This window comes from Streptomyces sp. ISL-98 (genome assembly GCF_018614055.1).
Taxonomy (GTDB): Bacteria; Actinomycetota; Actinomycetes; order Streptomycetales; family Streptomycetaceae; genus Streptomyces; species Streptomyces spiramyceticus.
Genome location: NZ_JAGGPB010000034.1, coordinates 298,287 through 322,010, shown reverse-complemented (window position 1 = coordinate 322,010; position 23,724 = coordinate 298,287). Strand labels below are relative to the sequence as shown.

Below are 23,724 nucleotides of genomic sequence, written 5' to 3'. Positions count from 1 at the left end.
GGGACCACATGAACGCCGCAGCCACCACCCACCACCACACCAACTGCCTCCGCTGCGGGCGTCGCTTGACCAGCGCCAAGAGCACCGCCACCGGCTATGGCCCGACCTGCACCCGCAAGGTCAAGGCCGCCGCCAAGGCCGCCATCGTCGCCCAGTACAAGCCCCACCAGATCGCCAAGGCAGAAGAGCTCATCGAACAGGGCGCCCTCATCCCCCTCCGCAGCGGCATCTACCTCGCCCCCTCCTCCGACGGATCGCGCACCTACAAGGCCCACCGCACTGCCTGCTCTTGCCCAGCCGGAATCAAGGGCCTCCACCCCTGCAAGCACCGCATCGCCGCCCACATCCTCAGCCTCGCCGCCTGACCCTCCTCCCAGATCGGAGCCACACATGATCCGCACCACCTACCGAGGCCGCGAACTCAAGGTCACCAAGTCCCGCACACCAGGCTGCGTCAAGACGCACGTCAACGGCCACGTCATCAACCACGGCGACCCCGTCTCCGAGGCCTGCGCCTTCGACACGCTGCGCCGCATCATCGACAAGCTCGACACCAACGGCGGCCCCGGCCACAACCCGCGCGAGACCTCACCCTTCTGGTACGAGCCCGGCACCTACGACGTCAACGGCTACGGCCACGCCACCGCCCCCGGGGGCGTCTGCCCCTGCCCCCTCTGCGAAGCGCAGCCGGACAGGAACCAGCCTGCCGACCCCGACGCTTGCCGGTACTGCCGTCTCGCTGAACGCCCGCACGCCCGGCAGCACACCGACGGCGTCGGCTGGCACGCGTGGACGGCGCCCACCATCGAGCAGACCAGGGGCCGGATGCGCGCCCGCCACCACAGGAGCGGCTCAACTGGGGCCGCGAACTAGCGGAGCAGCACCGCACCAGCTCGCCGTGCGGCTCCTCCTCGCGGCGTGACCGACATACGCTGAAACCGCCACCACATCCCGGGAGAACCCACATGGGCCGCCAAATCCGCCGCGTACCCCTCGACTTCGACTGGCCGCTCAACAAGGTCTGGGAGGGCTTCCTGATGCCCGATCGGTTCGACGAGGAGAAGTGCCCCGACTGCAAGAGCGGCTACTCGCCGCAGGCTCAGAACCTGTACGACCTCTGGTACGGGAAGCTGCCGTTCGACCCGGCCAGCACCGGATCGACGCCGTGGCGGAACGACAGCCCGGCCGTCCGAGCGTTCGCCGAGCGCAACGTCGGTAACGCGCCCGACTACTACGGGACCGGGGAAGCGGCCATCGTGCGCGAGGCGCAGCGGCTGGCGAACCTGTTCAATGGGCAGTGGTCCCACCACCTCTCGCAGGACGACGTCGACGCACTCGTCGCCGCCGGGCGGTTGCACGACTTCACCCACACCTGGAGTCGCGAGGACGGCTGGCAGAAAAAGGAGCCGCCCGTCACGCCGACCGCCGAACAGGTCAACGGGTGGTCCATCGGCGGCTTCGGCCATGACGGGATCAACGCGAGCGTGGTGATCCGTGCCCGCTGCGAGCGCGAAGGCATCGACGACACCTGCCCGACCTGCCAGGGGCACAGCGGTATCGAGAAGCACGAAGGGCAGCGTGCCGAGGCCGAAGCGTGGGAGCCGACCGACCCGCCCACGGGCGACGGCTGGCAGCTCTGGGAGACCGTGAGCGAAGGCTCCCCGATCAGCCCCGTGTACGCGACGGCAGACGACCTCGCGGCGTGGATGTCCGACCCGGCGCGCGGCGACCACTGGGTTCCGCAGGAGGTCGCCGCGAAGTTCATCGCCGACGGCTGGGCGCCGACCGGCGTGCTCAGCGCCAAGACCCACGGGCTGGTGTCCGGAGTTGAGTGGGTCGGTACCCAAGACGACGACTGACCCCGCGCACGACTGAGGGCCCGCCCCCTGGCCACCAACCAGGAGCGGGCCCCCACGCGCGTAGCGCCGCTACCATCAGACCATGAACACCGGTAACGAGCCACCCGTACCGGACGGACCCACACCACCGCCCGGGCGAGTCAAAGACGCCCGAGGGCGCTTCATCACCACCCTCGCCCACGACGAACGCGCCGCCCAGGCCGCCCGCCTCAAGGCCGACAACCCCCGCATGACGCTCCAGCAGATCGCGGACGCCGTCGGCTACACCCACAAAGCCGACGCCTGGCGCGCAATCGACAAGTGCCGCAAGGGCGTCGTCCAACAGGCCGGCGCCGAGCTCGTCGCCTCCGAGGCAGCCCAGCTCGACGACCTGTACGTCGCTGCGCTCGAAGTCCTTGAGCGCGATCACGTCACCGTGTCCCATGGCCGGATCGTCACCGGCGAGGACGGGCAGCCGCTCCTCGACGACGGGCCGAAGCTCGCCGCGATCCGCGAACTCCGCGCCATCCGCGAGTCGTACCGCAAGCTCCACGGCCTCGACGCCGAGAAGAAGATCAGCCTGTCCGGCGGTGTCCGCTACGAGGTCGTCGGCATCGACCCCGCGGACCTCACATGACCACCGCGCGGCCGACCCCCGAGGACATCGCTGGCTGGCTTCGCGACCCCGCCAACCGCGAGGCCGTCGCCGAGGCCCTGCGCCGGGAAGCCCGCTGCGGCGCGCCGTGGTTGCGGGACTTCCTCGCGCGCGAGAACCGCGTCCACCGGCAGGGCCGCGCATGACCGCCCAACTCCTGCAGTGTGCACGGCGGTTGAGCTGCGGAAACGGTAGAATCAGAGCATCAAAACCCCGGCGACGGTTGCAGCCGTCCCGGGGCGCGGAGACCACCTATCTGAGAGGTGCCCTCATGGGCCAGCGTAGCTGTGACCTGCCCGAATGCGTACGCTCCCACACGGCGTGGGGCTATTGCGACTACCACTACCGGGAATGGAAGCGCTGCGGTGTAGCAGGAAGCACAGCCCCTGCTCGGGCCCACCGGGTGTGCACCTTCGACGACTGTGGTCGGCAGCGACGAAGCGACGGTCTTTGCACCGCCCACTACCTCCAAAAGTTCAAGGGCCACGAGCTGCGCCCGCTCAGGCCGCACATCGACACGACCGCCCGGGACGAACACGGACGCAAGCAGTGCAGCCGCTGCCGCGAATGGAAGCCCGAGGACGGCTACATGGCCAACCCCCGCATCAAGGGCGGGCTCCACTCCTTCTGTCTGCGCTGCTGGCGGGACGAGAAGCTCAGGGCCGCCTACGGCATCACCATCGGCGAGTACGAGGCGATGCTGACCAAGCAGGACGGCGGGTGCGCGATCTGCGGGGGCACCAATGCGAGCGGCAGGAACCTCTACGTCGACCACGACCATTCGTGCTGCCCCGGCGGCAAGTCCTGCGGGCGATGCGTCCGGGCGCTCCTGTGCGATCCGTGCAACCGGTCCATCGGCCTGATGCGAGACAACCCCGAACGCCTCGAAGCGGCGGCGGCCTATGTCAGGCGGTACGTCAGTGTCTGAGATGGTCGTTCGTTACGAGCCGCGAGGAGGGGCCAGGGACCTCCTAGTCTCTCGCTCGACGGAGATTTTGATCGATGGGCCGGCGGGTACGGGAAAGTCGCTGGCGATGCTGTTCAAGATCCACCTAGCGGCCCTCGCTGTGCCTGGCCTTCGCGCCCTCCTGGTCCGTCAGACGCACGCGTCCCTCACCGGCACCACGCTCGTCACCTTCGAACGGACCGTGGCGCAGGACGCCATGGCTGCGGGCATCGTCAACTGGTACGGCGGCAGCAGCCGACAGCCAGCCGCGTACCGCTACGCGAACGGTTCAGAGATCCTCGTTGGCGGGCTTGACCGGCCAGAGAAGTTCCTCAGCTCCGAGTTCGACCGGATCGCGATCGACGAGGCCACAGAGGTCAGCGAGCTCGCACTGGAGACCCTGATCACCCGACTCCGCGGCACAGCGCCGACGTACAAGCAGGTCGTCTGCGCCGCCAACCCGGCCCATCCGACCCACTGGCTGAAGCAGCGCGCCGACCGCGGCACGATGCAAAGGATCATCTCCCGCCACCGCGACAACCCGGCGTACGTCAACTCCGATGGCTCCCTCACTGAACGCGGCCAGGACTACCTCGACAAGCTCGACGCGCTCACAGGAGTCCGTCGTCTGCGCTACCGCGATGGAGCATGGGCTGCTGCCGAGGGTCAGATCTATGAAGCGTGGGATGAGTCGGTCCACCTGATCGATCCCTTCAAGATCCCCAACACGTGGACCAGGTGGGCCGCAGTCGACTTCGGGTACACGGCACCTTTCTGCTTCCAAGACTGGAGGGAAGATCCCGACGGCCGCCTGTACTTGGTCAACGAGCTGTATTTCACGCGCCGCCTGGTCGAGGATCACGCGAGGCAGATCAAGGAACAGTTGCTCAACTACCCGTCGGGGGAACCCCGGGGGCCCCGGCCGCGCGCGATCTTCGCGGACCATGATGCGGAGGACCGGGCCACGCTGGAGCGGCATCTCGGCCTGTCAACGACGGCCGCGACCAAGACCGTGTCCGATGGGATCCAGGCGGTGCAGTCCCGTCTCAAGGTCCAGCCGGACGGCAAGCCGCGCCTGTTCATCGTGCGCGGTGCCCTCGTCGAACGCGACCAGGCGCTGGAGGCTGCGTCTCTGCCGACGTGCACCGCCGAGGAGATCACCGGCTACGTGTGGGCGGTCAAGCCCGGCGCGGCGGGCGGGCTGAAGGAAGCCCCCGCGAAGGAGAACGATCACGGCATGGACGCGCTGCGGTACATGGCCGCGGCCCGGGACCTGAAGGGCCGGACGCGGGTCCGCTGGCTGTAACGAGGCTCGCGAGCCTCGGATTGTAGGTACCTTACAAACCGAATCCGATCACGATGAGGCGGCCTCGATGGCACGGAAACCGCGTATGCCCAGCGTCACACGGCAATTGAATAGGGCTATGCCGGTGGCGCTGGACTCGGTAGGCGCTATTCTCTTGTCAATAGGTGCCAACATGATCTACGCGCCCGCCGGATGGATCACCGCCGGAATCGCCGCGATCGTCCTCAACTGGCGCATCTACGGCGACTAGCAGGCGGAGGGGAGGGGCCGGTGGCCAGAACCCTCCTCGGCGCACTCCGCAACCGCGCCACGGCCACCCCAGTCCCCTTCACATCCCGCACCCGCAGCTACGGCCGCAGCCTCTTCGGCTCCCAGCGCGGCGCCACCGCCCAGCTGAACTCCATGGGCTCTGTGAGCACGCTGTTCGCCATCGTCAACCGAACCGCCAAAGCTGAGGCTGGCGTTGGCTGGCACCTGTACCGCAAGGCGAAGAGCGGCAAGACGGAGGACCGTGTCGAGGTCACCGCGCACGCGGCGCTGGACCTGTGGAACAAGCCCAACGAGTTCTACACGCAGTCCGTGTTCGTGGAGGCCGGGGCGCAGCACAAGCAGCTGACGGGCGAGCAGTGGTGGGTCATCGCCCGCGACGAGCGATTCGACATACCCCTGGAGATGTGGCCGGTTCGCCCGGACCGTATGGAGCCCGTCCCCGACCCGGACCACTTCCTGTCCGGGTACATGTACACCGGGCCGGACGGGCAGCAGATCGCGCTCCGCAAAGAAGACGTGATCTTCATTCGGACCCCGCACCCCACCGACCCGTACCGGGGTATAGGCCCGGTCCAGGCGCTGCTCACCGACCTCGACGCCGTCCGGTACTCGGCCGAGTGGAACCGCAACTTCTTCCTCAACAGCGCGGAGCCCGGCGGAATCATCGAGGTCCCCAACCACCTGGGCGACGACGAGTACAACGAGTTGCGCGACAGGTGGAACGAGCAGCACAAGGGCATCGCCAACGCCCACAGGGTCGCGATCCTCGAACACGGCACGTGGAAAGACCGCAAGTTCACCCAGCGCGACATGCAGTTCGTCGAGCTCCGCAACGTCAGCCGCGAAGTGATTCGCGAAGCTTTTGGTTTCCCCAAGCCGATGCTGGGCGCCGTCGACGACGTAAACCGCGCGAACGCCGACGCCGGTGAGGTCATGTTCGCCCGCTGGCTGTGCGTCCCAGACCTCGAAGCAATCAAGGACGCGCTCAACCACCAACTGCTCCCGCTGTACGGGCCCACCGGCGAGGGCCTCGAATTCGACTACGAAAACCCCGTCCCCGACGACCGCGAAGCCGATTCCGCTGAGCTGACCGCCCGCGCGAACGCCGCCGCCGTCCTGGTGAGCCAGGGTTTCGACGCCGCCGGGACGCTGTCCGCGGTGGGGCTGCCCGACATCCCGCACACGGGGCGGCCGGCTCCTGCGCAGTCAGCAGGCCCGGCGGACGGGTGGGCGGCTGCGGTGGCTGGCCTGACCGGAGACGGCATCGAGGCTGCGATGCGGTGGGAAGCCGTCGCCGAGATCGACGACAACACCTGCAAGCCCTGCGCCGACAACGACGGCAAGACCTACCGCAACCGGGCCGCGGCCTACCGGGACTACCCCGGCGGCTCCGGCTACGTGAAGTGCGTCGGCGCCGAGTACGGCAACGAATGCCGCTGCAAGGTCGTCAAGCGGCGCAAGACGGGAGACGACGAATGAGCCGCATGCCGGGCCTCACGCTGCCCGCCAACCTGAACAGCTTCCTCGCCAAGCAGCGCGAGCAGGCCGACAAGCTCCGAGCCCAGCACGGTATCGAGCCCCAGCCCTGGTACCGGATCACCAACCAGTCCTCCGACGAGGCCGAGGTGCTGCTGTACGAGGACATCGGCGGCTGGTACGGCGCGACTGCTGATCAGTTCATCGCCGATTTGCGCGGCGTCACGGCGCCGAACCTCCGCGTCCGGATCAACAGCCCCGGCGGGTCGGTGTTCGAGGGCATCGCCATCGCCAACGCGCTCCGCTCCCACCCGGCGAACATCACGATCCAGGTCGACGGCATCGCCGCCTCGATCGCCTCCGTCATCGCCATGGCCGGGGACCGGATCGAGATGGCCCCCAACACGATGATGATGGTTCACGAAGCGTCCGGCCTCTGCATGGGCAACGCCGCGGACATGGCCGAGATGGAAGAGCTCCTCGACCTCATCAGCGACAACATCGCTGACGCCTACGCCAGTAGGGCGGGCGGCACCCGCGAACAGTGGCGCGAACGCATGCGCGCCGAGACGTGGTACCTCCCCGAGGACGCCGTCGACGCCGGACTCGCCGATGAGGCCATCCAGGTGCCCAAGACCGGTACCCCGCCCGCCTCTCCCGAGGAGAGCTCGCCGGAGCCAGACATGCACCGCGCGTTCGACCTGACCGCGTACGGCTACACCGGCCCCCAGCAGGCGACCGGCCTCACGGAGGACATTCGCGCGCTGGTCGGCGAGGAAGTCGCCGCGGCGCTGCGCGCGCAGGTTGTCGTCGAGCCTGCCCCCGTTGAGCCCGAGCCCGTGGAGCAGGTGGTGGCCGCCGTACCAGCCGAGCCTGCCCCGCCCGCCCCCGTCGACGAGGACCCTGCGGCCGAGCCGCTCCTGGACCCGTGGGCGGCGGCCGTCGCCCAGCTCATGCAGCCCGCCCCCGACCCGTGGGCCGAGCTCACATCCCACCTGACCGGAACCACGGCGTCGTCCAGCGCGGCGACGGAAGCAGCCTAAGGAGGCACCAGTGGCACCCACCCTGACCACGCCGCGCAACTCGGACGAGCTGGCGGAAATGCTCGCCGACCCGACGCGCGCCAAGCAGATCATGGAAACCCCGAAGGCCCTCGCGGACTTCATCGACGAGTACGCCCAGAAGCAGCAGGGCGAAGGCACCGACATGCAGCGGCAGATCGACGAGGGCGTCCAGCGCGGCCTCGCGAACATGCTGCGCGACCACGACGTGACGGCCAGCGGCGACGCGATCAAGCGCCTGAATCTGGACCCGCAGACCCGGCCGGGCAACATGCTGACGACACACAGGCAGGCCACGGCGTACAACCCGAAGGCCGTCGGCGCCGCCCTGGACGGCAAGTTCGAGAACGCGGCCGACTTCTTCCGTCACGCCTGGCACCGGAACACAGACCCCGCGGCCCGCGCGAAGATGGACGAGCTCCGCAACGCGTACAGCTCCGTCATCCCAGCGGACGGCGGTTTCCTCGTCCCCGAGACGCTGCGCTCCCAGCTGCTCCAGATCGCCCTGGAGTCGTCTGTCGTCCGCTCGCGCGCGACGGTCGTTCCGATGGAGACGGCCCGCGTCCCGTTCCCGATGATCGACTCGACGACCAACGTCGGGTCCGTGTTCGGCGGCATGATCGGCTACTGGGGCGAAGAGGGCGCAGCGCTCGTCGAGTCCAACCCGAAGTTCGGCCGGGCTGTCCTCGACGCGAAGAAGCTCACCGGTTTCGCGCTCGTCCCCAACGAGCTCCTCCAGGACTCCCTCATCTCGTTCTCGGCGCTCATCGAGACGCTGTGGCCGCAGGCCCTGGCGTTCTTCGAGGACTTGGCGTTCATGTCCGGCACCGGAGCAGGCGAACCGGAGGGCTTCCTCGGCGCCGCGAACTCCGCGGGTGTCGCCGTCACGAAGGAGTCCGGCCAGGCCGCGGACACGATCGTCGTCGAGAACGTCATCAAGATGTACTCCCGCATGCTCCCGTCGTCGCTCGCTCGCGGCATCTGGGTGTGCTCCCCCGAGGCCATCCCGGAGCTCTACACGATGGCCCTGTCCGTCGGCACCGGCGGCGGCCCGGTCATGCTCACCAACGTCGCGGGCCCGGCGCCGATGACCATCTTCGGCCGTCCGCTCGTCGTGTCGGAGAAGGCCGGACGCCTCGGCGACCGCTCCGACCTCGCGTTCGTCGACCTCTCGTACTACCTCATCGGCGACCGGCAGCAGATGACCGCCGACAGCAGCACCGAGTACAAGTTCGGCAACGACCAGACCGCTTACAGAATCATCCAGCGCGTCGACGGCCGCCCCTGGCTCCAGTCGGCCATCACCCCGGCCAACGGCGGCCCCACCCTCAGCCCGTTCGTCGAGATCGCCGAGCGCGCGTAACCAACCGGCTGGCGTCGGCAATCAATCCCCGGCGCCAGCTCTCACCCGGGCCGGCAGTGTCGCCCCGGCAGGGCACCACGAGACAGGAGATACCTCATGGCACAGGAAGGCCTCGGCCGACTGTTCGACATCTCGTCGGGCATCGTGCCCGTCGACTCGCAGACCGCGGCGATGACTGGCCACCGCGTGTCCCTGCGCAATGCGGGCGGCGTGACGATCGTCGTCTTCAAGGCGGCAGGGACAGCGAACGATGACCCGGTGCTGGACCTGCAGCAGCACACCGCATCATCGGGCGGCACCAGCGCTGACCTGGACATCATCGATCACTACTACATCAAGCAGGAAGCAACTCTCGACGGCGACGAGACGTGGACACGGGTCACGCAGACCGCCGCGTCCGAGGTGACGCTGAACTCGACCTCGGCCGAGACGCAGATGATCGTCGTCATCGAGGTCGACGCCCGGTCACTGTCCGACGGCTACGACTACATCAGCCTCGACATCGCCGACACGGGAGCAGCTGGCGCGCAGCTCATCTCCAGCCTGTACCTGCTGCGCGATCTCGCGGTGCAGCGGACTCCGGCCAACCTCGTCGCCCCGCTGAGCTGAACGGAGATCTGACATGTCGACACTCATCTCCGGGGACCAGCTCCGGACCATCCTGTACGGCACCCGCGTGGAGAAGGCGTACGCAACGCTCGCCGTCGAGACGAAGACGCTGTTCAACGTCACTGGCGGCAAGGTGCTGATCACGTCCATCACGGGCGAGGTCACCACGGCCATCACCACGGCCGGCACGTCGAAGCTCCAGGCCAACCCGACGACGGGCACCACGTCGGACCTGGTGGCGGCCACCGACCTCGGCACGACCGACACCCCGGCCGGGAACATCCTCAGCTTCACCGGCGTCAAGACCGATTCAATCGTCCACGGGCCCGGCTCCGCGCCGAACGTCCAGCGCCCGATCGTGGTCAACACGGGCACGATCGAGCAGGTCAACGCGACCGGCGCGGACGGCGGGATCACATGGGTCCTCACGTACATCCCGCTCGACAACGGCGCGTCTGTGGCGGCGGCCTGACATGGCTGTGGAGACGTGCGCAGGCTGCACCACCACCTATGCGGTGGGCGCCCCGCGATGCCCGCAGTGCGGCAGCACCGAACGTACGGAGGGCCGTGGGGGCGCTGTGCTGCCGTCGCTGACCGTCGAGTGCGCGACGGCCGACTGCATGCACTACGGGAAGCGGCGGCGGGTGCACCTGCGCACGGCCGCCCCTGGCGTGCTGGAGATGCCGAGCCTCGTATGCGCCGGGTGTGGCCTCGCGATGCCTCAAGTCCCGGTGCCGGACGTCAACGAGGAGGACAGCATGCCGAAGATCACCGCCCACGGTGGGCCGTCGAACCGCTACGAGGACGAAGCCGAGTCGGAGACGGCCGCTGTGCCGGCGGATTCGGCGCCCGAGGGGAGTGAGCAGCCATCAGCTGGGAGCAGCTCCGAGACATCTGCCGAGAAGCAGCCGACATCGCCCGAGACGAGCAAGCCCAACAGCCCGTCGCCTGCCCGCAAGACGGGGAACCGCTCCGGGAAGGGCCGGACGGGGAGCTCTACTGCCCGTTCGACGGATGGCGGCCAGGAGAACGATACGTCGGAGACGATCTCCGGCTCTGACAGCGCGAAGGGGAACTGACGTGGCCGTGACCGCGAAGGTCGTCTGCAGCCAGAAGGTGGAGACCGGTGAGGGCGACAGCCGCCAGGCACTCGTGTCGTTCCTGCCGGACTACTCCGACGGCCGAAACAAGGAGTGGGCGGTGGCGACGCCGCACCTGCAGCTGAACATGACGCTCAACGGTGCGGCTGCGGACCTGTTCGAGCCGCAGCAGGCGTACACGCTCACGTTCGAGCCGGACGGTGAGGAATCCGGGTGAGCGCCTACCGGAACGGCGAGCTGTTCAGGGCCACCGGCCTGACCCTGAACAGCTCAACCAACCACGTCACCGCGAACACCACGAACGACACCACGGGCCGCACCGGGGCGATCGACATCTCGCGTGTCAGCAACGGCCTGCTGGTGGTGACGATCGCGAATGCGCCGACGGGCACGAACCCCACGCTCGCGATCTTCTTCGATGTGCTGGACGCGTACAGCTCGTGGGTGCAGACCTCGCCCGCGACGTCGATCGGCGGGGTGGTGGTGTCGGCGGCTGGCACCACGTACGGCGTGATCAACAACGGCTATCAGATGACCAATTTGGGCCGGATCCGGTGGACCGTCGGCGGCACCGACACCCCCACCTTCACCGGGGTCAGCTTCTCCATCCACGGCCGACCCTGACCAACAACTGGAGGAACACATGAAGCCGAGCGTGGGCCGCATTGTCCTCGTCTCGATGGACCCGGCCATGAACAACGGCGCTGGCGTCGCGCCCGCTGTCATTACCCGCGTCTGGGACGACACCACCGTCAACGTGCACGTGCTGCCCGACGGCCACGTCACCGAGTGGCAGACCTCGGCGACCTACGTCGACAGCCTCGACGAGGAAACCGGCGGTCTCTACCGCTGGACTTGGCCGCCCCGCATCTGACCACACAGCCCAACAACACCTGAGAGGAGGTGAGAGAGATGGTCGTCTACGCGACCCGCGAGGACGTGAAGCACGCCCTCGACAGCAAGGAAACCGCACGGAACAACGGGCAGATCAGCCGCGCCCTGGAGTCCGCCAGCCGCAGCATCGACGACCTGTGCCACCGGACGTTCGCCCCCGAGACTGACACCCGACGCTTCGACTACCCGGGCAGCCAGTACGCGCGGCCGTGGCGCCTGTGGCTCGACTCCAACACCCTCATCTCCGTCACCTCCCTCACCAGCGGCGGCGTCACCATCACCGCGGACGACTACTTCCTGCGCCGCTCCGACCAGCGCAACGAGCCGCCGTTCACGCACGTCGAGATCGACCTCGACAGCGCCGCTGCGTTCTCCTCTGGTGACACGCACCAGCAGGCCACTGTGATCAGCGGGCTGTTCGGCTACCGCAACGACGAGACGACCGTCGGCGCTCTCACGGCCGCCGTCGGCTCGACGACCGCGACCACGATCTCCGTCACCGGGGCAGCATCCGCGCTCATCGGCATCGGCTCCGTCCTGCGGATCGACACGGAACGGATGCTCGTCACCGGCCGCACCATGGCCGACACCGGACAGAACCTCGGCGGCGCCGGACTCACCGCGCAGAACAACTCCGTCACCGTGGCCGTAACGGACGGCACCGCGTACACGGTCGACGAGACCATCCTCATCGACTCCGAGCGCATGCTCATCGTCGACATCGCAGGCAACAACCTCACCGTCAAGCGCGGATGGGACGGCAGCGTGCTCGCCGCCCATTCGGCCGGCGTCGACATCTACGCCCCGCGCACTCTCACCGTCACCCGGGGCGCGCTCGGAACCACGGCGGCCACGCACTCCAGCGGCGCCACCGCATACCGGTGGGACCCGCCCGGCCTGGTCCGAGACCTGACGATCGCCGAGGCCATCGCCCGGCTGACGAACGAACACACCGGCTACGCACGCACGCGGAAGACCGGCGACGGCGGCACCAGCGAGAAGGCCCTGGACGCGACCGCGCTGCCGAGCCTGCGCCAGCAGGTGTACACCGCGCACGGCCGCAAGGCCCGGACGAGGGCGGTGTGAGGTGAGCATCGAGATCACGATGACGGGGCCGCTGTTCGACGGCCGGGCGGCGCGCGCCATGCAGGACGCTGCGGACGCCGCGCGCGAGGACATCGCCGAGTTTGCCGAGGAGCACGCGCTGGCCCTGATGGGCGCGAACTTCCGTGAGCCCACCGGCTATTACGAGTCCCGTGTCACGACTGAGCGGGTCGCGGCCGACACGTCCCTCGTCCACGACCAGGGCGTCGTCTACGGCCCGTGGCTGGAGGGCGTCGGCACCAGGAACCGTCCACGCCCCGGCTTCCCTGGTTACTCGCACTGGCGGCAGACGAAGCAGCTCGCGCAGCTGCGCGGCCCGGCGATCGCCGACCGCGCCGTGCAGCGCCATCTCCCCGAGATGAGGGGGTGACCGATGGCTCTCGATATCGACAGCATCCTCGACGCGGCGACGTCCCACGCCTCTGCGTCCGGGTACTTCGAGCAGGTCAACGGCCACGAGCCGCTGAACCCGCCGATCACAGGCGGTCTCACGGCTGCCGTGTGGGTCGACCGCGTCACGCCCGTCCGCTCGTCCGGCCTCAGCTCGGTGTCGGTCCTGCTCGTGCTGAACGTCCGGCTGTACAAGACCGGGCAGTCCCTGCCGCTCGACGCCATCGACCCCGACATGGTCAAGGCCGTCGACGCGCTGTGCATCGCCTACTGCGGCGATTTCACCCTCGGTGGCCTCGTCCGCAAGGTCGACATCTTCGGCGCCCATGGCGCCCCGTTCGACGTTCGCGCCGGATACCTGTCGCAGGACGGCGCACCGTACCGAGTGATGACGATCAGCCTGCCCGTCATCGTCAATGATCTTTGGGAAGAGGTGGCATAGGTGGCCAAATCAGGCGGATTGGGCGATAACTTCTACATCGCCGGATACGACATCAGCGGCGACCTCGGCAGCATCAACACATCCGGCGGCCCCGCCGCGCTCGTCGTGACCGGCATCGACAAGTCGGCCTTCGAACGCATCGGCGGCCTGAGAACCGGCGGCATGTCCTGGTCCACGTGGTTCAACACCGCCACCGGCCGGGCACACGAGCGGCTCTCCGCACTGCCGACAGCCGACGTCATCACCTCTTACCACCAGGGCACGACGCTGGCGAACCCAGCCGCCGCCTGCGTGGCAAAGCAGATCAACTACGACCCCAGCCGAGGCGACGACGGCAGCCTCACCTTCGCCGTCAACGTGGAGTCCAACGCCTACGGCCTGGAATGGGGCGTCCAAGGCACCGCGGGGAAGCGCACCGACACCGCAGCAACCGCCGCTGCAGCAGTCACCGCAGTAGACGGCGGTGCGTCCTCCGCGTTCGGGCTCCAGGCGTACCTGCATGTTTTCAGCTTCACCGGCACCTCGTGCACCGTGAAACTCCAGGAGAGCAGCGACAACGGCGCCGACGCGTACGTCGACGTCGTCGGCGGGGCATTCACCGCGGCAACCGGCGTCACCTCACAGCGCATCGCAACCGCCGCCGGCCTGACCGTCGAGCGGTACCTGAAGGTCGTCACGACCGGCACCTTCTCCGAGTGCACCTTCGCGGTCATCATCTGCCGCAACGACACGGCGGTGACGTTCTGATGGCCCGCCCCGAGCCTCAGATGCCCGCATCCGCGTACAAGACGTACGCGATCGTCGCCCCCGTCGCGACACACCACCGGCCCGCGACCTGCGCCGAAGTCGACTGCCCCCACTACCTGAACGGCTGGCGCGTCCGCATCGAGGGCCTGCCCCCGGAGATGGTCCACGCCGCGAAGACCAGCGGCCGGCGCTACATCGAACTCCCTGTCGCGGAGGGCGAGACGTGGCTGCAGTTCGAGGCCGGCCAGCCGTGCTTCAAGGCCAGTGAGCACCGGACCCGGATCGACAAGCCGGAACTTTTCATCGTCCGTGACGGTGACCACCGGGGCAATCCGCGCGGCACGAAAGCCCGGATGCACCAGAAGCCGGAGCACTGGGTCGAGGACTTCGCGACGCACCAGCAGGGGCTCGCAGACGCACGCGAGAGGGGCTGAGGTTGTGACGGAGCCGAAGCGGTGGCGTCTTGAGATCCATGGCGAGGACTACACAGGCGACTGTGAAGACCTCGACGTCAGCATGCCCGCCCTGGTGTACGACGTGCCGCACAACGATGGGCGAGGGCAGCGGCGGGTTCTCGGACCCCGTGGGTTCACCGTCACGCTGACCAATCCGAGCGGGCGGCTACGGGCGCTGGTGGACTGCGGCAATCAGGTCCACCCGCTCAAGGTCGCGTTTGAGGACCAGGCGGTCCCGGTGCTGGTCCAGTTCCACGAGGAGTGGGTGGAACCGGGCGGCGTCCGCAAGATATTCGGCTGCCTGGCTGTCAGCCGAGACAACGAGCCCAAGTGGGTTACAGAACCGCAGCTCGCTCAGGCGTAGCGGCTAACCGAACAGAAGGGACATGTCATGGCGAAGGCCAGCGGCATCGGCTGGACCACGCTCAGCGTGGACGACAGCGGCGGTACCCCCGTCGTAATCAAGAACGACATCACCAACTTGCAGTTCGCGACCCCTCGCGCGGTGCAGGACGTCACCGGCGTGGACAAGAGCGCGATGGAGCGGCTGCTGCTCCTCGCCGATTTCAGCATCACCCTGAACGGGGTGTTCAACGCGGCCACCTCGCACCTGGTGTTCAGGACCGTGCCGTCCACGAGCGTGGCCCGCACCACGTCCCTCACGGTCAACGGCGTCAGCCTCCCCAACGAAGTGCTCTACACCGACTACCCGCTGTCCCGCTCGGACTCCGGCGAGCTCACCTTCGCCGTGCCGGGTGTGTTGGCAGACGGCACCGTCCCGACCTGGGCCTGAAAGGCACGCACATGGGATTCCGAAAGAAGACCAAGCCTGTCGTCCTCACCTTCGAGGGCGACCCCGACCTCGACGGCCTGGAAGTCCACGTCCGCGGCAAGAGCCTCGGCGAGTACCTGGAGATCATCGGTCTTACCGAGAGCGACATCGACGGTCCCGCGCTCGTGCGGCAGTTGGAGGAGTTCGCCAAGGGCCTCATCTCCTGGAACCTCGAAGAGGAGGACGGCACCCCCGTACCGCCCACCAGGGACGCCGTGTTCGCCCAGGACAAGGACATGATGCTCCGGGTCGCAACCCGCTGGTTCGAGCGCCTCGAAGGCGCGGTGGATGCCCCTTTGCCGGAGAGCTCGCCCGGTGGCGAGCCGTCCCCGGTGGCGTCGATTCCTATGGAAACGCTGCCAGACCACCCGGCGCCTACAGCCGTGCCCGCCTGATCCTCAACCTCTGCGACCGCTTCCACTGCCTGCCCTCGCAGCTGATGGACGAGGACGCAGAGCTGCTGTACCTGCTCGAAATCGAACGACTCGGCACACCAGAGGGGGGTGACGACGGCGGTGGGTAACGACATTCAGATCAGCGTCCGCGTGTCCAACGACACCGGCGCCGGGCTCGCCGCCGCCAACACCTCCCTCAACGGGCTGAAGGACAACGCCCAGCGCGCTGGGCACGCTCTCAACGGGCTCGTCAGAAGCTCCACCGCAGCAGCAACGTCCCTCGCCACCCTCAGCAGCCGGGCAGACTCCGCCGAACGGGCCCTCGTCCGCCTCCGGGGCGCCGCCGGAGACATCCGCGTCACCGCCTCCATCGACGACCGAATCGCCCCCAGCGTCACCGCCATTAAGAACGCGCTTCGCGACCTCAAGCGCGAAAGCCCCGTACGCCTGGACGTGGCCTTCGACGGGCAGTCGGCACAGATCACGGCAGCCGCAGCCGCGATGCAGGATCTGCGCGGTGACGCCAACGGTGCCGGGACCGCCCTCACCGCGCTGTCCACCCGTGCAGCGGCGGCCGCCACAGCGCTGAACTCTTTGGAGCAGCAGGCCGAAGAGGCATCCGACGCCCTGCGGACCCTCCGCCGCCGTGCAGTCGCAGCATCCGAGGCGATGGCAGATCTCCGGGACCGCGTTGCTGCGGTGTCCCTGGCGCTGCGCGCTTTCAACGTCCGCGCGCAGACGGCCGACGGCCGCCTTGACTCGCTCGCCACCCGCACCCGCACGCTGCGCGGGGACATGGACGACCTCGACGGATCACTGCTCCGCGTCGGGGGCCGGATGGGAGCGCTGCGCGGAAATCTCGGCAGCGTCGGCTCGTCCTCCGGTGGTGCAGGGAACGGCATGCAGAGCCTCAAGACGGCGGCGATTGCCCTGGCGTCGGCGCTCATACCCATCGCCGCCGCGACGGTGCCCATCGCGGCTGGCCTTGGCGCTGCGGGCATTGCTGTGGCCGCGTTCGGGCTCGCGATCGGCCAACAGGTCGCGGCAATCTCAGAGGCCGCAGCCGCAGAGAAGAAGTACAAGGACGCGGTTAAGGAACACGGGCAAGGCTCCGCGGAAGCAGCGAAGGCCGCACGTCAAGTGCAGGTTGCGCTGGCGGACATGCCCGAGTCGACGCAGCAGGCTGCGGCTGGTCTGTCGCTGATGAAGGACCAGTACAAGGCGTGGTCGGACAGTCTCGCTGATTCCACGATGCCCGTCGCCACCAAGTCGTTTGCGGCCTTCGGGGCGCTGCTGCCGAAGCTGTCGCCGCTGGTGCGCGGCGCATCGTCCGAGCTGGACCGGCTGATGACCGTCATGGCTGGCGGCATTGAGAGCGACGGATTCGCCAGGTTTATGGACTCGTTCTCCGGCTTCGCTGAGGGCGCCCTGTCCAAGGCCACCGACGGGCTGATCAGCTTCTCCCGCGCCATGGCAGGCGGCGCCGGGCACAGCGAATTCACCGAGTTTATGGCCTACGCCCGCGAGGTCGGCCCTGCTGTCGGCGAGACCCTCGGCAACCTCGCGAAGGCCCTGATCCACCTGGTTGCATCTGCGTCCGACCTTGGCGTCAGCATGCTCGGCATCGTCAATGCATTCGCCCAGGTGGTCAATGCGATCCCGACCGACCTCATCGCCACGTTCCTCCAGCTCGCAATCGCGTTCAAGGTCGCGAAATTGGCGATCGCTGGATTCGTCGCTCTCCAGGCCGGACTCGCCGCTTTCGGCGCGGCCATCACAGCGATGGGCACAGCAGCGATCGGCGCGTCGGGCGGCCTGGCCACGCTGACGGCCGCGTTCGCTGCGCTGTCCGTCGGGGCGAAGGCGGCGCTCCTCGCTACGGGTATCGGCATCCTCGTCGTGGCGCTGACGTCGCTGGCGCAGATGGGCAGGTCGGCACCGCCGGACGTTGAGAAGCTGACGTCGTCGCTGGGGAAGCTCGCCCGGTCGGGGAAGGTGTCGGGCGAAGCGGCACGCGTGTACGGCAAAGATTTCGCGGAGTTGGAGAAGTCGCTCCGCACTCTGGCCCGCCCGTCGAATCTGGACAAAACCCAGCAGGCTATTACCTCGTTCTTCGGCATGGACTCCACTCCGGTCAAGGAGTCGAAGGAGGCCATCGACGGAATTGATAAGGCGCTCGCCGGGATGGTCAAGGGCGGCAATGCCGAAATGGCGGAGGCCGCCCTCAAGCGGGTATCGAAGAGCTTCACGAGCCTCACGGAGGGGGAACTCCGCACGGAGCTGGACGACTACAAGTCGGCCCTCGCGGACATGGCTTTCGAGGCGCAGCTGGCCGCCGAGGCTCAGGGCCTGTTTGGGCAGCAGGCGCTCGCTGTACAGGAGAAGCTCAGCGCACAGAAGTCCAGCGCGGATGGGCTGGCCCAATCCATCAACGCCCTCAGCAATGCGTACCTGATGGCACGCGGCGGCATCCGTGGCATGGAAGCGGCCATGGACGCCGCCGACGCCGCGTTCAAGAAGAACGGTAAAACTCTCGACGAGACCACGGAGAAGGGCCGCGGCAACGCCCAGGCGCTGGACGACATCGCCGCCTCGACCATGAAGGCGGTTGAGAGTGCCCGCGCAAACGGCGCCTCTTGGAACAAGGTCAACGGCATCTATGACCGTGGCCGCGCCAAGATCTTGGCCCTCACCCGGGGAGTGACGGACAGCGAGGCGGCGGCGAAACGGCTGGCGGACCAAATCCTGCGGACGCCCGATAAGACGGCCCGCCTCAAGGGCAACATGCAGGACTTGCAGGCCAAGCTGAACAGCGCGAAGGGGCAGCTGCGGAAGGTCCCGGACTCCCGGAAGGCGCAGGTCCGGGCGGACATTGCGGACCTGAAGCGGAAGATCGCGCAGGCCAGGTACGAGCTCAGCAGGATCGACGGCAGCAGCGCCACCGCCACGATCACGACCCGCTATGTCGTCGTCGGTGACGGCAGCGCCGCCCGCCGCGCCGGGTCGCACGGCTCGCAGCTGAGAGAAGCCAACGGCTCGGTGACTGACTACTACGCGCAGGGCGGCATCCGGCACTTCGCGAACGGCTCCGAGAACCACGTCGCCCAGATCGCCCCGGCGGGGTCGATGCGGGTATGGGCGGAGCCGGAGACCGGTGGCGAGGCGTACATCCCCCTGTCCGAGTCCAAGCGCCCCCGGTCGCTGGCGATCCTGGAGGAAGTGGCGGACCGCTTCGGCGTCGGCTTGGAGACGTTCGCCAAGGGCGGCCTGACGAAGGCGCAGAAGGCGGCGAAGGCCCGGAGGGAGCGCGCGGCCGCGCAGGCGAAGGCGGAGCGGGAGGCACGCTCCGGTGCCCAAGGTGACCTGACGATCTCCCACTTCGGGAAGATGGCCGGGTATCAGCGGTCCGAGATTCGGTCCGGGCTCGCGAAGCCCGACTCTCTCGGTGCGCTGGTCAACAGCCTGAACCAGTGGCGCGGCATCATCATGAAAGCCACCCACGGCCGTACGGAACGCAACCTGCTGCGCCAACTGGACGCCACCGGCCGGGCCCTGCTGAAGCAGGAGAAAGCCCTGTCGCGGGTCACCGACCAGCTCGACAAGGCCAAGTCCAAGCTCGCCGACCTGAAGAACGCCGCCTCGCAGCTCGCCTCCTCGGTGAAGAGCAACATCCTCGGCTCGGCGAACATCACCAAGGGCGCATCCGGCGAGGGCCGCGTCACCACCGCCAGCATCATGGGCGGCCTCACCGGCTCCCGCGACAAAGCAACCGCGTTCGCGAAAGCGCTCAAGGACCTGCAAAAGAAGGGCCTCAGCAAGGACCTGCTCGCGCAGGTCGCAGAGGCCGGCATCGACGGCGGCGGCCTGGAGACGGCCTCGGCGCTGCTCGGCTCGTCTAAGTCCGAGATCGCGTCCATGAACCAACTCCAGGCACAGATCACGAAGGCGGCCAGCGCGGCTGGCAAGGTGACGGCCGACGCGGTGTACGGGGCGCAGATCAAGGCTCAGGCGAAGGTCGTCGGTGCGCTGAAGAGCGTGCAGGAGAAATTGACCAAGTCCATGGACAGGCTGGCGAAGGCCATGGAGAAGGTCATCGAGAAGGCGTTCTCCAAGAAGGCGGCCGGCGGGATCGTCGGCGCCGCAGCGTCGGGCGGCGTCCGGGGCGGTCTGACCCTCACCGGCGAGGAGGGCCCGGAGATCGTGCGCTTGCCGGTCGGCTCCCGTGTGTACCCGACGGGGCAGTCCAAGCGGATGGCGTGGGAGTCGATGCTCACGACCGGCAAGCACGCCGCGGCCCGGCCTGCCGCTGCTCCCACGGCTGTCGGTGTGCAGCAGCCGATCGTCGTGCACCAGGTGATCACGCTCGACGGCAAGGTCGTCGCCCGGCAGATTTTCGACCCCATGCGTGACGAGGTGCTGCGGCGCACTGGCGGCGACGTGCAAAAGGCCCTCGGCCGTAACTGACAGAAGGAGAACAGCAGATGCCCTACAAGGTGTGGAACGGGCCGATGCCGACCACCGCCGCGCAGGCGTCGGTGACCACCGGCACGGCCATCAAGACGATGCTTCAGCTCGCCACCCCGAGCACGCGCCAGATCCAGCTCATCAGCTGGGGATTCACCGCCGACGACGCCCCCGGTGCGGACGGCGTCATCGAGCTTCTTCAGACGGACGTCGCCGCGACGGTCACAGCGCACGCCGCGTCCGGCGTGCAGAACCTGGACCCCAACGGCACGGCGTCGCTGCTCACCCTCGGCACGTCAGCGACGGGCTACACGGCCACCGCTGAGGGCAGCACCACCGCCAGCCGTACATTCGACGCGGTGGCCCTCGACTCGACCGCCGGGAACTCGGCGCTGACGCACGCGTGGCAGTGGATGCCCGACGAGCGCCCCATCGTCGCCGTCAGCAAGTTCTTGCGGGTGCGGGCCACGACGCCGACGACGGCCGTGGACCTGCGCTGTTGGATCATCTTCAGCGAGGTGGGCTGACCGATGCCCGGCGGTCTCGCAGCACGCGTCACGGCGTGGAAGCGCCGATACGCCAACCTGCCCGGCCCCGCCCGGCCGTCCGGCGAGTACTCCAACGGTGAGCCGCTCACCGTGGAGCTGTACGTGGCCGGCGCGTGGGTGGACATCACCGGGTACGTCCTGACCCGAGACGGCGGCGGCCATGTCGAGATCAGCGGCGGCCGGTCCAGCGCCGGTTCCACTGTGGAGCCCGGCCGGTGTCGTTTCCAGCTGAACAACCGCGACGGACGTTTCTCGCCCAGGAACCCGACCGGCCCTTACTACGGCACGTTGTCCCGCAATGTGCAGCTCCGCGTGAGCGTGCCCGGCCCGACGAACCTCAAGGACTACAGATTCTGGGGCGAAGTCAGCGACTGGCCGCAGGACTGGGACACCACCGGCAACGACATCTGGTGCGACGTCGAAGCCATGGGCATCCTCGCCCGCCTCCAGCGCGGCCGGCCGCCGACGACCAGCGTCCTGCGGCGCGGCATATCGGCGCTCAGCCCCACACCGATCGCGTACTGGCCGTGCGAGGACATCGCCGCATCCCGCAGCATCGCATCCGCCACCACGAACATCCCGGCCATGACCATCAGCGGAACCCCGGAGCTCGCGACCTACTCGGGATTCGGTTCCTCCGACCCCCTGCCGACCATGACGGACGCCTCGTTCGTCGGCCGCCTGCCCGAATACACAATCGGCTCCACGCAGCTCCGCTTCCTGCTGCACGTCCCCGACGACGGGGCCGACGAAGGCAAGGTCATCTGCCGCATTCAGCAGGACGACGCCGGAACCGCCTACTGGGAGCTGTACTACACCAGCACCAACACCCTGACTCTCCGCGCCCTGGACCCTGACGGGGCCCTCCTCGGCGGCGAGCTCGCCCACAGCCTTGACGTGCGCGGCAAGCACCTGCGCGTCTCCGTCGAACTCCAGCAAAACGGCACCGGCATCGACCGAGCCATCCGCACACTGGGGGTCAACGCCACCGACGCAGATTCCGTCACGGACACGCAGAACCTCTCCACGTTGGCGCGCGTCACGTCGATATCGATGTGCCCCGCCACGGTCGGCGTCATCGGCCCACTCGGCACCCGCGGCCTGCCCGACGGCACCATCGGCCACGTCGCCCTGTGGAACAGCGTCACCGCCGTGACGGACCTCGGGGAGCGCCTCGACCCGTCCGGGGAGACGGCCGGCGCGCGCTTCCAGCGGGTATGCGCCGAGGCGAGGGTGGCGTTCGAGAACCTGGGGCTGACGCTGACGGACTCGTCGGCGATGGGCCCGGAGCCGCGTACGAAGGCGGTGGAGCGGCTCCAGGAGTGCGAGACGACTGACCTCGGGATCATGTACGAGGCGCGCAGTGCTCTGGGGCTTGGCTACCGGCCGCGGACCACCCTGTACAACCAGGACCCCACCCTGACGCTGTCGTACACGGGCGCCCACCTGTCGCAGGTGCCGAAGCCAGTCGATGACCTGTCGTTCGTGAAGAACGTCGTCGACGTCACGAACAGCGACACCAGCGTCACCGAGCGGGCGGAAGTCACCGAGGGCGCCATGTCTACGGCCGACCCGCCCGAGGGCATCGGCGAGTACGGCGACCCCGTCACCGTCAACGTCGAGTCAGACGACGACCTTGCCGACCAAGCCGGTTGGCGTCTCCACCTCGGCACGGTGGACGAGGCCCGCTACCCGCAGATCAGCATCAACCTCGCCCGCTCCCCGTTCACCACGAACCCGGCGCTGCGCGCACAGGTGCTCACGGTCCGGCCGGGGGACCGCATCGTCCTTGAAGGGCCCCTACCTGTCCCGCCCACCGACGACATCTCACTCATGGCCCTCGGCTACAGCGAGACGATCGACCACTTCCAGCACCAGGTCACCTTCAACTGCGGGCCGGAAAGCCCCTGGCGGGTGACGACCGCCGACGACGACGTCTACGGCCGGGCCGACACCGACGGCAGCGTTCTCTACTCCGACATCACGTCGAGCGCCACCACCATCGACGTCACCCCCGCCGACGGCGAAACCGGCCTGTGGACCACGGACGACGACGACCCGCCCTTCGACATCCGGGTGGGCGGCGAGGTCATGACCGTCACCTACGTCACGTCCAAGGGCTACGACGCCTTCACCCGCACCGAGACGAACACATGGGGCATCGCGGACACGGGGCAGGCATGGACCGAGCTCACCGGCGCCGCGTCCGACCGCACTGTCGACGGCACCGCAGGCGTCCTCACGCTCGCCGCCAACCCCGAACTCGTGCGCCGGCAGCTGCTCGTCGACGACGTCCGCAACTGTGAAGTGCTGGCGTCCATCTCGCCTGGGCAAGTTTCGACCGGCACATCGTTCGTGCCTGGCGTCCTCCTGCGCCACGCCAGCAGTACCGCGTTCTACCGCTGCCGCCTGCACTTCCGTACCGACTCCAACGTGTACATCGTGGTGACCAACGTGGCCACAGAGATCGGCGCACAGGTCAACACCGGGCTCACCTACACGGCCGGCGCCGTGTTCTGGCTCCGCGCACGCCTGGACGGACACAGGGTCCGCGGCCGCGTCTGGGCGGACGGGGCGGCCGAACCGGATGAGGACTTCTGGCACATCGACCGCACGGTCACGTCGAACACCGTGTCCAGCGGCTCCGTTGGCGTATCCGCGTCGGGTCTCAGCGGCATCACCAACGTCAACCCATCCGTCAGCTTTGCCGAGTTCTCGCTCCTCGACCCGCAGACCCTCGGCGTAACCCGCTCCGTCAACGGCATCACGAAGGCCCACTCCGCCGGGGCTGATGTCTGGCTCGCCAACCCGCCCATCGCAGCCTTGTAG

At 68.2% G+C, this 23,724-nt stretch carries 27 protein-coding genes; all 27 read left to right on the top strand.

Going from position 1 to position 23,724, the window contains the following annotated elements; all coding sequences use genetic code 11:
- The first annotated feature begins 8 nt into the window (after nt 1-8).
- The 27 genes from J7I98_RS23630 to J7I98_RS23500 all read left to right on the top strand — a co-directional run bounded on the left by J7I98_RS23630 (nt 9) and on the right by J7I98_RS23500 (nt 23,724).
- Complete coding sequence (locus tag J7I98_RS23630; RefSeq protein ID WP_214924924.1) at nt 9-365, top strand: DUF6011 domain-containing protein; 357 nt, start codon at nt 9-11, stop codon at nt 363-365.
- Nucleotides 366-390: 25 nt separating this feature from the next.
- Nucleotides 391-873, top strand: coding sequence for a hypothetical protein (locus J7I98_RS23625; protein WP_214924920.1), 483 nt, complete (start codon nt 391-393; stop codon nt 871-873).
- A 92-nt stretch (nt 874-965) separates the two neighbouring features.
- Complete coding sequence (locus J7I98_RS23620) at nt 966-1,859, top strand: hypothetical protein (protein WP_214924917.1); 894 nt, start codon at nt 966-968, stop codon at nt 1,857-1,859.
- An 82-nt stretch (nt 1,860-1,941) separates the two neighbouring features.
- The gene (locus J7I98_RS23615) at nt 1,942-2,475 is read left to right on the top strand and encodes a hypothetical protein (RefSeq protein WP_214924915.1); all 534 of its coding nucleotides are present in this window, start codon (nt 1,942-1,944) and stop codon (nt 2,473-2,475) included.
- On the top strand, nt 2,472-2,639 hold the full coding sequence (locus J7I98_RS23610; protein WP_214924913.1) for a hypothetical protein: 168 nt from the start codon (nt 2,472-2,474) through the stop codon (nt 2,637-2,639). Before J7I98_RS23615 ends, J7I98_RS23610 begins: the two co-directional genes overlap by 4 nt.
- Before the next feature lie 125 nt (nt 2,640-2,764).
- Nucleotides 2,765-3,421, top strand: coding sequence for an endonuclease VII domain-containing protein (locus J7I98_RS23605; protein ID WP_214924911.1), 657 nt, complete (start codon nt 2,765-2,767; stop codon nt 3,419-3,421).
- 67 nt (nt 3,422-3,488) lie between these two features.
- Entirely contained in the window at nt 3,489-4,745 is a 1,257-nt protein-coding gene (locus tag J7I98_RS23600; protein WP_251021039.1) for a phage terminase large subunit, read from the top strand.
- A gap of 270 nt (nt 4,746-5,015) precedes the next feature.
- The gene (locus tag J7I98_RS23595) at nt 5,016-6,494 is read left to right on the top strand and encodes a phage portal protein (RefSeq protein ID WP_214924906.1); all 1,479 of its coding nucleotides are present in this window, start codon (nt 5,016-5,018) and stop codon (nt 6,492-6,494) included.
- Nucleotides 6,491-7,534 carry a head maturation protease, ClpP-related gene (locus J7I98_RS23590; RefSeq protein ID WP_214924903.1) on the top strand — a complete coding sequence of 348 codons (1,044 nt, stop codon included), beginning with the start codon at nt 6,491-6,493 and terminating at the stop codon, nt 7,532-7,534. The genes J7I98_RS23595 and J7I98_RS23590 overlap by 4 nt, the downstream gene beginning before the upstream one ends.
- A gap of 10 nt (nt 7,535-7,544) precedes the next feature.
- Complete coding sequence (locus J7I98_RS23585; RefSeq protein ID WP_214924895.1) at nt 7,545-8,915, top strand: phage major capsid protein; 1,371 nt, start codon at nt 7,545-7,547, stop codon at nt 8,913-8,915.
- A gap of 96 nt (nt 8,916-9,011) precedes the next feature.
- Nucleotides 9,012-9,524: a hypothetical protein gene (locus J7I98_RS23580; protein WP_214924881.1), complete on the top strand. Its 513-nt coding sequence runs from the start codon at nt 9,012-9,014 to the stop codon at nt 9,522-9,524.
- A gap of 13 nt (nt 9,525-9,537) precedes the next feature.
- Complete coding sequence (locus J7I98_RS23575; protein WP_214924879.1) at nt 9,538-9,996, top strand: hypothetical protein; 459 nt, start codon at nt 9,538-9,540, stop codon at nt 9,994-9,996.
- Nucleotide 9,997: 1 nt separating this feature from the next.
- Nucleotides 9,998-10,603: a hypothetical protein gene (locus J7I98_RS23570; RefSeq protein WP_214924877.1), complete on the top strand. Its 606-nt coding sequence runs from the start codon at nt 9,998-10,000 to the stop codon at nt 10,601-10,603.
- A gap of 1 nt (nt 10,604) precedes the next feature.
- On the top strand, nt 10,605-10,841 hold the full coding sequence (locus J7I98_RS23565) for a hypothetical protein (RefSeq protein WP_214924873.1): 237 nt from the start codon (nt 10,605-10,607) through the stop codon (nt 10,839-10,841).
- Nucleotides 10,838-11,248: a hypothetical protein gene (locus tag J7I98_RS23560; RefSeq protein WP_214924871.1), complete on the top strand. Its 411-nt coding sequence runs from the start codon at nt 10,838-10,840 to the stop codon at nt 11,246-11,248. The genes J7I98_RS23565 and J7I98_RS23560 overlap by 4 nt, the downstream gene beginning before the upstream one ends.
- 19 nt (nt 11,249-11,267) lie before the next feature.
- On the top strand, nt 11,268-11,498 hold the full coding sequence (locus tag J7I98_RS23555) for a hypothetical protein (protein WP_214924869.1): 231 nt from the start codon (nt 11,268-11,270) through the stop codon (nt 11,496-11,498).
- 38 nt (nt 11,499-11,536) lie between these two features.
- Nucleotides 11,537-12,604 carry a hypothetical protein gene (locus J7I98_RS23550; RefSeq protein WP_214924867.1) on the top strand — a complete coding sequence of 356 codons (1,068 nt, stop codon included), beginning with the start codon at nt 11,537-11,539 and terminating at the stop codon, nt 12,602-12,604.
- Nucleotide 12,605: 1 nt separating this feature from the next.
- Entirely contained in the window at nt 12,606-12,992 is a 387-nt protein-coding gene (locus J7I98_RS23545) for a hypothetical protein (RefSeq protein WP_214924858.1), read from the top strand.
- A 3-nt stretch (nt 12,993-12,995) separates the two neighbouring features.
- Nucleotides 12,996-13,454 carry a hypothetical protein gene (locus tag J7I98_RS23540; RefSeq protein ID WP_214924856.1) on the top strand — a complete coding sequence of 153 codons (459 nt, stop codon included), beginning with the start codon at nt 12,996-12,998 and terminating at the stop codon, nt 13,452-13,454.
- Entirely contained in the window at nt 13,455-14,201 is a 747-nt protein-coding gene (locus J7I98_RS23535) for a hypothetical protein (RefSeq protein ID WP_214924853.1), read from the top strand.
- Entirely contained in the window at nt 14,201-14,635 is a 435-nt protein-coding gene (locus J7I98_RS23530; protein ID WP_214924850.1) for a hypothetical protein, read from the top strand. Before J7I98_RS23535 ends, J7I98_RS23530 begins: the two co-directional genes overlap by 1 nt.
- Before the next feature lie 4 nt (nt 14,636-14,639).
- Nucleotides 14,640-15,020 (top strand): hypothetical protein, encoded by a 381-nt coding sequence (locus J7I98_RS23525; protein ID WP_214924847.1) that lies wholly within the window; start codon nt 14,640-14,642, stop codon nt 15,018-15,020.
- Between the two features lie 27 nt (nt 15,021-15,047).
- Nucleotides 15,048-15,449 carry a hypothetical protein gene (locus J7I98_RS41255; RefSeq protein WP_251021038.1) on the top strand — a complete coding sequence of 134 codons (402 nt, stop codon included), beginning with the start codon at nt 15,048-15,050 and terminating at the stop codon, nt 15,447-15,449.
- Between the two features lie 11 nt (nt 15,450-15,460).
- Complete coding sequence (locus tag J7I98_RS23515) at nt 15,461-15,883, top strand: hypothetical protein (protein WP_214924843.1); 423 nt, start codon at nt 15,461-15,463, stop codon at nt 15,881-15,883.
- Between the two features lie 120 nt (nt 15,884-16,003).
- Nucleotides 16,004-20,347 (top strand): phage tail protein, encoded by a 4,344-nt coding sequence (locus tag J7I98_RS23510; RefSeq protein WP_214924840.1) that lies wholly within the window; start codon nt 16,004-16,006, stop codon nt 20,345-20,347.
- 17 nt (nt 20,348-20,364) lie between these two features.
- The gene (locus J7I98_RS23505) at nt 20,365-20,874 is read left to right on the top strand and encodes a hypothetical protein (RefSeq protein ID WP_214924837.1); all 510 of its coding nucleotides are present in this window, start codon (nt 20,365-20,367) and stop codon (nt 20,872-20,874) included.
- Between the two features lie 3 nt (nt 20,875-20,877).
- Nucleotides 20,878-23,724, top strand: a complete 2,847-nt coding sequence (locus J7I98_RS23500; protein WP_214924835.1) for a hypothetical protein — start codon at nt 20,878-20,880, stop codon at nt 23,722-23,724.